This window comes from Streptomyces sp. AA4 (genome assembly GCF_000158875.1).
GTDB lineage: Bacteria > Actinomycetota > Actinomycetes > Mycobacteriales > Pseudonocardiaceae > Amycolatopsis.
Window position 1 is genome coordinate 1049749 of the sequence record NZ_GG657746.1, and the last position, 11662, is coordinate 1061410.

An 11662-nucleotide genomic window follows, 5' to 3' on the forward strand; every position below is an offset into this window, starting at 1 on the left:
TGCACGGACAGGCAGCGGGACGGACAACGGCGGGCGGGTTCGGTGGTCATGGCCGGAATACTCGGTTGTCCGGCAGGGGATGGGCAACCGAATTTCCGGCTATGCGCGCGCCGCCACCTTGTCGATCACCGTGGCCACCGCCTCCGGTTGCGAGAGCAGCGAATAATGACTGGCCGCCAACTCGACACAGTCCGCCCCCGCTCGCTCAGCGAACCAGCGCTGCAAGTCCGGGTTGAGGATCCGGTCCTCTGTGGACACCGCGTAAGCGGTCGGCAGGTCACGCCAAGCACCAGGGCCCGCCGGTGCGAGAAAGCACTCGGCGCGGGCACGCCGTTGCACCGCGGCGAGCGCGGCGGCACGTTCGGGAGTCAGATCTGCGGCGAGCGCGTAGTGGAAACGGTCCGGGGCAAGCGACGACCAGCCGTCCTCGTGGAACACCATCGCGTCGTCACCGGGGGAATCCGGGAAGCGCTCGTTCAGCGAGGGCACGGTCTCGCCTTCGTCCGGGACATACGCCGCGAAGTAAGCCAGCGCGTTGACCCGCGGATTATCCTTCGCCGCACCGGAAATCACCGCGCCGCCGTAGGAATGGGCGGCCAGCACGACCGGGCCGCTGAAGGCAGCGATCTCCCGCCGAACCTCGGCGATGTCGTCGGCGAGCGAGGTCATCGGCAGGTGCACCGCCCGAGCCTGATGCCCCTGCCGGTGCAGTGCCTCGAGCACGTCCAGCCAGACCGACCCGTCGGCCCAGGAACCGTGAACCAGAACGATTTCCGCCATGAAATGCCTTCCCTTCGTCTGAAGGCAAGCCAACCACCGGCGGTCCCGCGGGATTCCCTGTCTCACCGGAATACGGCGGATTCCGGCCTCAACCGAGGCCCGAACGGCGCGATCCGACACCGGAGAAAGCGGCGGCCGGGACGCGCCCGGCCGCCGCTCGCTCGGTCCGGCTCAGCCGGCGTGGTCGTAAATCCGCTGCTGCGGACCGGAGACCGCGCTGAGGCCGTTGGCCCACAGCCGCTGCACCCGGGACGCTTCCTGCGAGTTCGGGTTGGCGTTGTGGCAGGACGGGCCGGGGCCGCCGCCCGACATCAGTTCCGAGCACGGGCCGGAGTAGTGGTCCGGCAGACCGAGCGCGTGGCCGGTCTCGTGCGCGGTGATCCGCGTGTTGTCGTATTGGCGGGCCTGGGTGTAGTCGATGAAGATGGTGCCGTGGCCGTGCCCGTCGGTCTGCGCGTACGACCCGCGGGGGTCGTTGCCCTCGACGTACCGCAGCGTGGCCCCGGACGAACGCTCGACCAGCTTCACGTTGGTGACCGCGCGGTTCCAGTTCGCCGCGCCCGCGTTGATCGCGGCTCGGAACGACGGTGCGCCGGACGTCGAGTAGTAGACCGTGGCCGCCGCGACGGCGGAAGGAGCCGGAGCGGCGACCGCTACGGCGCCCGAGAGCGGGGCGGCGGCCAGCGCGAGTGCGACCGCGCCGGACAGCACGAACTTCCTGGACATAAGAAAGCTCCTGGGGGGATCGGGGAGTTTGCCGGGTTTGCGCGCGCTCAACCCAAAGTAGGCAGAAGCTCCCGGATTGTGACCCCCCATTCGTACGGTCCGGCAACTGGTGATTTCCCAGTGCTAACGACGGGTTGACACCGCGGTCACCACGGCTGCATCTCGTCGTCGTCCTCGCCCGCGGCGCGCCTGCGGTGCGGACCGGACGTCGGCCGGGGCGGTTCGGGCACGGCCGGGGGAGGCGGCGGGGTGTTTCCGGGCGGCGGCATCGGCGGACGGCTGTGCGTCGCGCCGCCCGGCGGCGGCATCGGGCGTCCGTAGGCCGCGCTGCCCGGCGGAGTGGTGGTGCCCGGCGGAGGTCCCGCGTGCCGGGCAGGCGGTTCGGACCGCGGCGGCTCGGCCGGGGGTTCCGGTTCGTCCTCGGGTTCCGGCAGATACGACTTGACCACGTTCATCATCTCGCTGTCGCCGGCGATCGGCTCGAACGCGTTGATGACGTCGCGCGACACCTGGCGCTGGGCTTTCCCGTAGGCGTCCATGATGGCGGCGGTCAGCCGGGCGCTGCCGTGCCGCAGGGCGCGGTCGTCGATTTCGAGGTTCTTCAGCGCGCCGTTCGGGGTCACCGAAACCGAAACCAGTCCGTCGCCCGATTGCGCGCGGCCCTCCGCGGTGCTCAAGGTCTCCTGCAGGGCAACGCTTTTCGCCTGCATCTCGTCAATCCGCCGCTGGAAGTCGTCCAGCCACCCCTGATCGTCCACCGGCGAACGCTATCGGCCGCCCTCGCCCAGCCGGTGAACCTCGGATGGCTGACGGGCTACGAAACGACCGACATCCGCGGCGGGCCGGAGCGGGACCGGGCAACGCGAGCGGTAACAATGGGCAGGTGTCCGAAGAAGTCCAGGCCCGCACGCGCAACCGCTGGGGCGAGGGCGAACGGCTGCGCGGGGAAATCCTCGCCGCGGCCAGCAGGCTGCTGTCGGAACTCGGCGGCGAGGACGCGCTCACCATCCGCGGCGTCGCCCGCGCCGTCGGCATCGCCCCGGCCAGCATCTACCAGCATTTCAGCGACCGGGCCGCGCTGGTCGCCGGCCTCGTCGAGCACGAGTTCGGCCGGCTGCGGCTCGCGATGGAAGCGGCCGAATCCCGGGTGCCCGCCGACGACGCGGTGGGCCGGGTGCGAGCGCTGCTGCACGCGTACTGCCGGTTCGCGATGGACCACCCCGGCCACTACCGGCTGATGACCGCCAACGGGGCCAGCCGCACGTCGCCGGAGGTCCGGCCGCACGGTCCGACGATCGATCTGATCGACCGGATCACCGCGGCGTTCGCCCGCTGCGCCGAGTCCGGGGCCGCGCTCCGCGTGCCCGCCGACCGGGCCGGAGTGATCGCGTTCGTCGGCGCGCACGGCCGCGTCGCGCTGTTCCATTCGTCCGGCAAACAGCCGAGCGAGGACGCCGTGGTGAGCTTCGCCGACGAGCTGCTGTCGCTCATTTTCGCTTGAACCACGGGCGTTTTCTCCCGTTCGCCACCCTCGTCCACGGCCATCCCGGTGATCTTGACCCGCGCGTCTGGCCAGTCGTTCACCGATTCTCCTAACATGTGTTCGGTAAGTATCCGAACGATCGTTTGGCGACTTCCCCCTGGAGGCTGTGATGGCCGACGCCCGGCCCGTAGAGCAGTTCCCGATGGCGCGCGGGCGCTGCCCGTTCGACCCGCCGCCCGGCCTCGGCCGCAAGCTGCGCGACGAGCCGGTGTCGCGCGTGCGGATCTGGGACGGCAGCGAACCGTGGCTGCTCACCCGCTACGAAGACGTCCGTGCGATGCTCGCCGACCCGCGCGTGAGCGCCGATCCCGACCGCGCCGGCTATCCGCCGCAGACGCCCGGGATCAAGGCGCGGCGCAGCCGGTTCAAGTCGTTCATCGGCATGGACGACCCGGAGCACGCCGCCCAGCGCAGGCTGCTCACCGGCGATTTCATGGTGAAGAAGGTCCAGCGGATGCGGCCGCGGATCCAGCAGATCGTCGACGAGCTGCTCGACGGGCTGCTGGCCGGGCCGAAACCCGCCGACCTCGTGCAGGCGTTCGCGCTGCCGGTGCCGTCGCTGGTGATCTGCGAACTGCTCGGCGTGCCGTACGACGACCGCGAGTTCTTCCATCGCTGCAGCAAGATCCTGGTCTCGCGGGAGGCGACCGCCGAACAGTCGCTCGCCGCGGCCGAGGACCTGCAAGGCTATCTCGGACGGCTGGTGAAGAGGAAGATCGACGACCCGGCCGACGACGTGCTCAGCCGTCTCGCGACCGGTCAGGTCGCCACCGGCGCGATGACCGTCGAGGAAGTGGCGTCGATGGGCCAGCTGCTGCTCGTGGCCGGGCACGAGACCACGGCGAACATGATCGCGCTCGGCACGGTCGCGTTGCTGGAGAATCCGGAGCAGCTCGCCGCGGTTCGCGACGGCGACGACGCCTTGCTGGCCAACGCGGTCGAGGAACTGCTGCGTTACCTGACGATCGTCCACTCCGGACGCCGCCGCGTCGCGCTCGAAGACCTGGAGATCGGCGGGCAGACGATCCGCAAAGGGGAGGGCCTGGTCGCGGCGACGGACATCGCCAACCGCGACGAGTCGCAGTTCCCCGAACCGGACAAGCTCGACGTCACCCGCAAGGCGCGCCACCACGTCGCGTTCGGCTACGGCGTGCACCAGTGCCTCGGCCAGCCGCTCGCCCGGGTCGAACTGCAGGTGGTCTACCGGACGCTCTACCGGCGGATCCCGACGCTCCGGCTGGCCGCGCCGCTCGAAGAGCTGAAGTTCAAGCACGACATGGTCGTCTACGGGGTGCACGAACTCCCCGTGACCTGGTGAAAGACATCTCAGGTTGTTAGAAGTCAAGCCGTGTGGGCTGGAGGAGGTGGGAAGGCTTGGTGTTCGTCGTAGAGGCGGTCCGTCTGCAGGCAGTGGTGGAGTTGTCCGAGGAATTTGTTGAACAGGTGGCGTTGGGCTTGGTGGTTCCAGTCTCCGGCGGCGCGGCGGGTGTCGAAGTGGCGTCGTGCGCCGGGGCTGGCTCGCAGCGAGGCGAGCGCCCAGACGGGTCCGACTGCGGCGAGGCGGCGGTTTTTGATGTGGCGGTGCGAGACCACGGTTTTTCGGCCGCTGGCGCGGGTGATCGGTGCGGATCCGGCGTAGGCCTTCAGTCCGCGGGGATCGGTGAAGCGGGTGCGGTCGTCTCCGATTTCGGCGAGCACCCGGGCGCCGGCCAGCAGTCCGAGGCCGGGGAAGCTGGTGATGATCGTGGCGTCCGGGTGCTGTTCAAAATGTGTCCGTGCCGCCTCCGCCAGACTGTCGGAGGCGGCGCAGGCGGCCTCGAATTGGCTCAGCAGAGCCGAAAACTGGATGCCCATCGCGTTCTCCACGATCGGCGGTTGCCGCAGCCGCTCGGACCGGAACACGCCGTGGAGGCGGTCGACGTCGGCATCGACGTTGCGGCGGCGTCCGGCCTTGGTCAGCAGTGTCCGCAGCCGGGCGCGGGTCAGTGTCGCTGCGAGCGCGGGTGTCGGGGCGGCGGCGAGGACGGTGCGGGCGTCGCGGCGGGCCAGGCCGCCCTCGGGCTGTCCGGCGAACGCTTCCAGCGCCGCGGGGTAGAACTCCTTGAGCAGCGACCGGAGCTGGTTGCCCAGCTGCTGGCGGGCCCAGACCGCGTCCTGTTGCGCTCGTGCCAGCACCCGCACCGCTTGGGCCAGTTCGGTGTCGGCCGGCAGCGGTCGGTGCGCGGCCGCGTCGGTGCGCACGATGTTGGCCAGCAGCGCGGCGTCCGCGGCGTCGGACTTCGCGCCCGACACCTGGTGCCGGGCCCGGTAGCGCGATGCCGAGAGGGGGTTGATCGCGTAAATGGTGCGGCCGGTGGAGCGCAGCGCGGCGACGAGCAGCCCGTGGTCGGTTTCGATGCCGACCGGGATCTGCGCGTCGGCGGTGTCTCCGGCCTCGGCGAGCAGGTCGAGCAGCCGGGCGAACCCGGTGGCGTCGTCGCCGATGCGGGCTTTGGCGATCACGGTTGCGGTGTCGTCGATGATGGCGACGTCGTGGTGGGATTCGGCCCAGTCGATGCCGCAGAACAGTGTCAAACCGTCACGTTTCCTTTCCTGTTGCTGCTGCTCACGGGTCCAGGCGGGGTCACGCAGCGCCCTAATCGCGGGACTCGGCGGTCCGTCATCTCAGTAGCCGTTCGTGACTCCAGCACACCGCAGGGTCCTCGTTCTGTCGAAGAGCTCGAAGCTCGGGAACACATCGAGAGGTCACCTCCTGCGGCGGACTCGGGCTACGACATCCCACCACCACGATCACCAGTCCACCGGCGGACGCGCCGTTCTTTCACAAGTCGTCGAACGACGGGAACCCACAGGCGTCGCCCGCCGGCGGACCAGCACCAACCGACCCGGTCACGAGCCGGAAGAACTATCCCTACTACCGATTAGGAGCCGCGAGATGAAGGTGGTCGTCGACCAGTCCCGCTGCGTCGGGGCCGGGCAGTGCGTGCTCGTCGCGCCCGAGGTGTTCGACCAGCGCGACGACGACGGGATCGTGGTGCTGCTGCAGGAAAACCCGGCCGCGGAACTGCACGCGCAGGCCAAGGAGGCGGCGCAGCTCTGCCCGGCGCTCGCGATCGAGGTGGACGGCTGAGCACGCGGCCCCGGCGGTCCTTTATCCTGTAAGGGGAAAGGGGTCGCCGGTGGTCGTGTTCGCGGGGCAGGGCGACGCCCGCCGTTCGATGGAACTGCTGTGGCGCGCGGGCGGCGAACCGCGCAGCGCGCCGGGGCCGAAGCCCGCGTTGAGCGTGGACCTCATCGTGCGCGCGGCGATCGAACTCGCGGACGCCGAGGGCATGTCGGCGTTGTCGATGCGCGCGGTCGGCGAGCGGCTCGGGCGCACGGCGATGGCGCTGTACACGTACGTGCCGAGCAAGACCGAGCTGATCGACTTGATGTGCGACCAGGTGTTCGGCGATCTGCGCGCCGACCACGACCTGTCCGGCGGATGGCGTCCCGCGTTGTTCGAGCTGGTCGGCGACCTGTGGGAATTCCACCTGCGGCACCCGTGGCTGCTGCAGGTTTCCTACGCGCGGCCGGTGCTGGGTCCGGGCGAGTTCCGGATGCAGGAAACGGTGCTGCGGGTGCTGTTCGCGACCGGCCTGCCCGCCGGTCAGGTGCGGCGGCTGGTGGGCACGCTGCTCAACGTCGTGCGCGGCGCGGTGCAGATCGCCGCCGAATCGCGGTTGGCGTCGAAGGAAACCGGACTGTCCGATGAGGACTGGTGGCGGGCGCGTACGTCGGCGCTCGGCGAGCTGGCCCCGGATCTGGCCGAGCGATACCCGCATGTCGCGCGGCTCGGCGAGGACAGCTCGCCGCCACCGCCCGCCGGGGTGTCCTATTTGGAGCACGAAGCGCGGCTGAGTTTCGAAGCCGGAGTGGCGGTGCTGGCGGACGGGATCGAGGCGGCTATCGCTTGCGCGCCTCGATCAGGTACCGAGTAGTCGTCGCGACGAACGGGCCCTGCCGCAGCTCCTCGTGCAATTCGCGCAGCCGCGGCAGGTACTCGTCCACGGTGAAGCCCGGGACCATCCAGATCACCTTGCGCAGGAAGTAAATCACCGCACCGATGTCGTGGAATTCAGTGCGCAGCTCCTCGAAGCGTAGATCCACCACCTCCAGCCCGGCCTTCTCCGCCTCGGCCTTCGCGCGGTCCGGGTGCCGGCCATTGCGCACTTCCGGCGGCTGCGGTCCGAGGAAATACTCGACCAGCTCGAACACACTCCACGGCCCGACCTGCTGCGACAGATAACTGCCGCCCGGCTGGAGGACGCGGGCGATCTCGTCCCACCAGACGGTGACCGGATGCCTGCTGACCACCATCTCGAAGGTGTTGTCCCGAAACGGAAGCGGCGGCTCGTCCGTGTCCGCTATGACGGTCGCACCCCGCGGTTCCAGCAACGCGGCAGCCTTCGTGATATTCGGCGGCCACGATTCGGTGGCGACCGTCAGCGGCGGCAGGACCGGCACCCCGGCCAGCACTTCGCCGCCGCCGGTCTGGATGTCCACAACGGACTGGACGTGCCGCAGCCGTTCGCCGAGCAGCCGCTGATACCCCCAGGACGGCCGCTGTTCGCTGGCCCGGCCGTCGAGCCAGGAGAAATCCCAGCCGTCCACGGACGCCGACGCGGCCTCGTCCACCAGTTCGTCGAAGGTGCGCATCAGGCGATCGTCACAAATCAACCGCGGGCGGGCCACTCGATTTCCGCTGCGGCGCGGGCGGCACCGGTTTGGCCGCGACCACCGCGGCCAGCGGGACGACCACCAGACCGCGCTTGGTTTCCACGGTGCAGGTCTCGGCGTCGCAGGCGCGCAAGGGACCCAGGGCGTCGGTGAACCCGCCCTCGATCCGGTACCGCACGACGACCCGCGTGCCCAGCGGGAGTTCGGTCAGCGGGGTCACCGCGCGAGGTGCGCGTTCAGTTCGTCGTCGCTCGGCTCCACGAGGTGGCTGCCGTCCGCGAAGACGATGGTCGGGATGCGGCGGGCGCCGTCCTGCAGCTGGCGTACGCGGGCTTCGGCGGCGGGGTCGGCCTCGACGTCCACGTAGTCGTACTCGACGCCCTTCGCGTCGAGCAGCGCACGGCTGCGTTTGACGTCCGGGCACCAGCTCGCGCCGTAGACGATCGGGTTGCTCATGACACTGCCTCCGAGGTGACGATAGCGGTTTTGTCTTCGGCCGCACCGGGTCGCGGGTGGCCGAGGAAGGTGAGCCAGTCGCGGAACACGCGGTGCACGGCTTCCGCGCCGACGGGTTCGCCGGGCGTCGGGAATTCTCGCGGATACAGCAGGAAGCCGCGCTGCTGCGGTCCGCCGAGGCCGCCGTGCGAGCCGACGTGCCGTTCGAACGGCGAGGACTGGTCGGAGTCCGGGTCGTACCGGCTGTTGATCATGATGTCCGCGCAATGCGGGAAGCTGTCGACGCGCTGGACCAGTTCGGCAGCGTACGGCCCGTAGTCGGCCAGCGGGTCTTCGCCGATCACGACGCCGGTGGCCAGCCGCTTCAGCCCGTCGCGGCCCAGCACCACCGGGCCGAACTCGCGGCTGCGGACCAGCAGGAACCCGACGCCGTCGTGGTCGACCAGCGTCGGCAGCAGGTCCGGGTACTCGCGTTCGATCGTTTCCAGCTCGACCCGGCCCTCGTGCTCGGTGAACGACACCATCGCCAGATGCCCGGACACGACGGCGACCACTCCGGGCGCCACCCGCGTGACCTGCCCTGGCGAGCCAGTCGCGGTGCGCGGCCGGTTCTCGGCTCCTTCCGCGCCTTCGACCCGAGCACGCAGCCGCCGGGCGATCAGGCCGCCGCTCGCGCTCGCCTCGGCCAGCGCGGCGTTGACCTGCCAGCTTTCCGCCTGCCGACGCTTTCCTTGCTCGGCCACGGGAGCACCGCCGCAGAGCCGTCCGACGAGCGCTTCGATGGTCTCGCCGAACCGGTCGACGAACGCCTGGCCCTGCGTTTGCCCGTGATCGGACAGCCCGACGATGTGGTACTTCCGCGGCGAGAGTCGAGCGGCGCGCAGCAGCCGCGCGAACTGCTGGTCGATCGACCGCAGCACTTCCAACGTGTCGAACCGTTCGATGCCGGAGTGGTGCGCGACCTCGTCGTAGCCGAGGAAATCGGCGTACACCACCGGTCGCCCGGCGAGCAGGTCGCCGATGATCGCGGACACCACGACGTCGCGTGCGATCACCGTCGTGCCCGGCCGGGCGAGCGGGTAGAGGCCACCGCGCGGGATCCGGGGCAGCACGCCGGCGCGTCGCTGCTTGGCCGCCGCGGACAGTTCGCGAACGACGTCGGCGAGTGCGACCCCGAAGGTGCGCAACACGTTGACCGGGTTGGCGAAGTAGGCGCGATATCCAGCTCCGACGCGGTCCCGGCGACGCTTGCGCGGCGTGAGCACCGGCACCGAACTCATGGTCAGGCTGACGTGCGGGGCGTCGCCGGAGAACAGGTTGCCGTGGCTCGCGCCCCCGATCGACAGCAGGCCGCGCCCGTCGCTGTGCCGCCGCTCGATCTCGGCCGCGTCGGCCGGATGCGCGCACGCCATGACGTGGTCGCGATCCTTTTCGTACCAGCGGAAACCGAGGATGTCGTGGTTCGAACCGTGCAGGATCCCGCAGACGCTCGCGCCGGTCTGCGAACTCCAGTCGGTGTGCCAGCGGGTGAGCGAATGCGTGCCCTCGGACAGCCATTTGGCGAAGGTCGGCATGTCGCCGTCCCGGACGGCGCGGCGGACGGTGTCGTAGCCGAGACCGTCGATCTGCAGGAAGACCACGCCGGGCGGCTGGTCGGCGAAATCGGTGCGGTGCTTCGCTTTCCGCCGGCGGCGAGCGGCGCGGCGGAAGAAGATTTCGTCCTCGTCGACGGCCAGCACGCTGGAGATCACCGCGCCCACGGCGGACATCGCGACGGTGATGACGACCGCCGTGGAGAAGCCGTGCAGCTCAACGCCGGGTACGGCCTGCAGGATCGCCAACGCCGCGGCGCTGAGCAGGATGTACGTGCCGACGCCGAGGGTGAAGTACGCGATCGGCCACGCCACCCGCACCACGAGCGGCCACACCACCGAGACGAGCAGGCCGAGGATCAGCGCGCACACCGTCGGCTGCCACCACGACTGCATGGAGAACCCGTCGAGCCACGCGTCGAGCAGCCGCAACGCGCCGGTGACCGCCACCCAGACCAGCAGCACGCGCGCGACGACCCGGCCGCCGCGCAACAACCGGCCCTTCGCCGGAGCAGGGGTCGTCATCGGTGTCCTTCCGTCTGGTGAGCCGCCCGTTTCTTGGAGATCAGCGTGGTCACGACGGTCACGAGCAGCACCAGGACGGTGGCGAGCAGCGTGGCGATGAGCGGTGAGTCGAAGATGCCGCCGCTGAGGATGCCGAGCAGCGAGTACGCCACCGCCCACAGCACGCAGGCCAGCAGACCGGACGGCAGGAATTTGCGCCACGGATAGCCGAGCGTGCCCGCGGCGAGCAGCACCGGAATGCGTCCGGCGGGTACCAGGCGGCCGATCACCACGAGTTGCCACCCGCGTCGCGCGAACTGTTCGCGGCCCTTCGCGAGGCGTTCAGCTTGCTGGCGTCGTTCGACAAAGCGCAGGAGGGGTTCACTGCCGAACCTGGGAACGGCGAAGGTGATCACGTCGCCCAGGTACGCGCCCGCTACCGCCAGCAGGATGACCAGGGGGAGCGAGAGGTGGTCGGTGGTCATCGCGACGGCGGCTGCCGCGCCGACGACCGCGCCGGTCGGGACGATCGGGATCACGGAGCCGAGCAGTACTCCGCCGAACAGCGCCGGGTAGCCGATCGCTGACGGGTCAGTCCAATTCACCCGCGCTCCTCGCGGGTCGGGAGCAGGACGTCGGAACCGGGGCGCGTGTGCAGGACCTCGGTGTCCAGGCCTTTGCAGCGGACGTGGTGCGCGAAGGTGCGCGGGGGTTCCACGAGGAGGTGGCGCATTTTCGCGGTCCGGTGGATGCCGGGGACGGCGAGGGTGCCCCAGTGGACCGGGACCGCCGCGCGGGCCTGCAGGAGCGCGGCGGCTTCGGCGGCTCGTTCCGGGGTGAGGTGGCCGGGGCCGAGGTTCGGGCCCCAGCCCCAGACCGGGAGGAGGGCCACGTCGACTGGACCCAGGTCGGCCATGCCGGGGAAGAGGTCGGTGTCGCCTGCGGAGTAGATCCGGTGGTTGTCGCCCTCGAGGAGGTGGCCCAGGGCGGGGCTTTGCGGGCCGTGGGTGAGGCGCGGGCCCCAGCGGTGGCCGGAGTGGACGGCCGTGGTGGCGGTGATGTGCAGGTTGCCGGAGGTGATGGTTTGGCCTGGGGAGAGTTCTTCTACCTCGGTGAAGCCCTGTTTGGCGAGCCAGGAGCCTGCGCCTCGGGGGACGACGATTCTCGTGGTTTTGCCCAGGAGTTTCAGGGAGGGGAGGTGGAGGTGGTCGCCGTGGAGGTGGGAGATGAGGACGAGGTCCACTCCGGTCCAGGCGGCTACGTCGGGTTTCGGGACTACCCGGGTGAGGGGGCCGATCCAGCGGGTGAGGACTGGGTCGGTCAGGGCGACCTGTCCGGCTAG

At 70.1% G+C, this 11662-nt stretch carries 14 protein-coding genes; 4 read left to right on the plus strand and 10 right to left on the minus strand.

Annotated elements, in window-relative coordinates; genetic code table 11:
* Window positions 1-99: 99 nt before the first annotated feature.
* The 3 genes from SSMG_RS05015 to SSMG_RS05025 form a co-directional block, all read right to left on the minus strand.
* On the minus strand, window positions 100-780 hold the full coding sequence (locus tag SSMG_RS05015; protein ID WP_037712599.1) for an alpha/beta fold hydrolase: 681 nt from the start codon (window positions 778-780) through the stop codon (window positions 100-102).
* 171 nt (window positions 781-951) lie between these two features.
* Window positions 952-1506 (minus strand): snapalysin family zinc-dependent metalloprotease, encoded by a 555-nt coding sequence (locus SSMG_RS05020; protein ID WP_037712601.1) that lies wholly within the window; start codon window positions 1504-1506, stop codon window positions 952-954.
* Window positions 1507-1652: 146 nt separating this feature from the next.
* Window positions 1653-2264, minus strand: coding sequence for a YbaB/EbfC family nucleoid-associated protein (locus SSMG_RS05025; RefSeq protein WP_009073393.1), 612 nt, complete (start codon window positions 2262-2264; stop codon window positions 1653-1655).
* A 125-nt stretch (window positions 2265-2389) separates the two neighbouring features.
* On the opposite strand from SSMG_RS05025, the gene SSMG_RS05030 reads away from it, so the two are divergent.
* Together SSMG_RS05030 and SSMG_RS05035 are read left to right on the plus strand one after the other, a co-directional pair.
* Window positions 2390-3007 (plus strand): TetR/AcrR family transcriptional regulator, encoded by a 618-nt coding sequence (locus SSMG_RS05030; RefSeq protein WP_100266705.1) that lies wholly within the window; start codon window positions 2390-2392, stop codon window positions 3005-3007.
* A gap of 151 nt (window positions 3008-3158) precedes the next feature.
* The gene (locus SSMG_RS05035) at window positions 3159-4367 is read left to right on the plus strand and encodes a cytochrome P450 (RefSeq protein ID WP_037712604.1); all 1209 of its coding nucleotides are present in this window, start codon (window positions 3159-3161) and stop codon (window positions 4365-4367) included.
* Window positions 4368-4390: 23 nt separating this feature from the next.
* Here the strand turns inward: SSMG_RS05035 and SSMG_RS05040 are convergent, their stop codons facing one another.
* Window positions 4391-5623, minus strand: coding sequence for an IS110 family transposase (locus tag SSMG_RS05040; protein ID WP_009072274.1), 1233 nt, complete (start codon window positions 5621-5623; stop codon window positions 4391-4393).
* Window positions 5624-5984: 361 nt separating this feature from the next.
* Here SSMG_RS05040 and SSMG_RS05045 point away from each other — a divergent pair, with 361 nt between their 5' ends.
* On the plus strand, window positions 5985-6179 hold the full coding sequence (locus SSMG_RS05045) for a ferredoxin (protein ID WP_009073400.1): 195 nt from the start codon (window positions 5985-5987) through the stop codon (window positions 6177-6179).
* A gap of 49 nt (window positions 6180-6228) precedes the next feature.
* Window positions 6229-7029, plus strand: a complete 801-nt coding sequence (locus SSMG_RS05050; protein WP_009073402.1) for a TetR/AcrR family transcriptional regulator — start codon at window positions 6229-6231, stop codon at window positions 7027-7029.
* Here the strand turns inward: SSMG_RS05050 and SSMG_RS05055 are convergent.
* The 6 genes from SSMG_RS05055 to SSMG_RS05080 all read right to left on the minus strand — a co-directional run.
* Complete coding sequence (locus tag SSMG_RS05055) at window positions 6995-7747, minus strand: methyltransferase domain-containing protein (RefSeq protein WP_199785803.1); 753 nt, start codon at window positions 7745-7747, stop codon at window positions 6995-6997. The two genes, SSMG_RS05050 and SSMG_RS05055, sit on opposite strands and share 35 nt — an antisense overlap.
* A gap of 10 nt (window positions 7748-7757) precedes the next feature.
* Window positions 7758-7988 (minus strand): hypothetical protein, encoded by a 231-nt coding sequence (locus SSMG_RS05060; RefSeq protein WP_009073407.1) that lies wholly within the window; start codon window positions 7986-7988, stop codon window positions 7758-7760.
* Window positions 7985-8224, minus strand: a complete 240-nt coding sequence (locus SSMG_RS05065; protein ID WP_009073409.1) for a glutaredoxin domain-containing protein — start codon at window positions 8222-8224, stop codon at window positions 7985-7987. Before SSMG_RS05065 ends, SSMG_RS05060 begins: the two co-directional genes overlap by 4 nt.
* A complete protein-coding gene (locus SSMG_RS05070; protein ID WP_009073410.1) occupies window positions 8221-10341 on the minus strand; it encodes a phage holin family protein in 2121 nt (706 codons plus the stop codon). The genes SSMG_RS05065 and SSMG_RS05070 overlap by 4 nt, the downstream gene beginning before the upstream one ends.
* Window positions 10338-10925 carry a DedA family protein gene (locus SSMG_RS05075; protein ID WP_037712605.1) on the minus strand — a complete coding sequence of 196 codons (588 nt, stop codon included), beginning with the start codon at window positions 10923-10925 and terminating at the stop codon, window positions 10338-10340. Before SSMG_RS05075 ends, SSMG_RS05070 begins: the two co-directional genes overlap by 4 nt.
* Window positions 10922-11662: MBL fold metallo-hydrolase (locus SSMG_RS05080; RefSeq protein WP_063631935.1), on the minus strand; the 741-nt coding region annotated here is incomplete at its 5' end. The genes SSMG_RS05080 and SSMG_RS05075, both read right to left, overlap by 4 nt.

Coding starts and splice junctions, on each gene's coding strand:
- SSMG_RS05035 (WP_037712604.1), top strand. CDS start 3,159: ATGGCCGACGCCCGGCCCGTAGAGCAGTTCCCGATGGCGCGCGGGCGC.
- SSMG_RS05045 (WP_009073400.1), top strand. CDS start 5,985: ATGAAGGTGGTCGTCGACCAGTCCCGCTGCGTCGGGGCCGGGCAGTGC.
- SSMG_RS05020 (WP_037712601.1), bottom strand. CDS start 1,506: ATGTCCAGGAAGTTCGTGCTGTCCGGCGCGGTCGCACTCGCGCTGGCC.
- SSMG_RS05070 (WP_009073410.1), bottom strand. CDS start 10,341: ATGACGACCCCTGCTCCGGCGAAGGGCCGGTTGTTGCGCGGCGGCCGG.
- SSMG_RS05015 (WP_037712599.1), bottom strand. CDS start 780: ATGGCGGAAATCGTTCTGGTTCACGGTTCCTGGGCCGACGGGTCGGTC.
- SSMG_RS05055 (WP_199785803.1), bottom strand. CDS start 7,747: ATGCGCACCTTCGACGAACTGGTGGACGAGGCCGCGTCGGCGTCCGTG.
- SSMG_RS05065 (WP_009073409.1), bottom strand. CDS start 8,224: ATGAGCAACCCGATCGTCTACGGCGCGAGCTGGTGCCCGGACGTCAAA.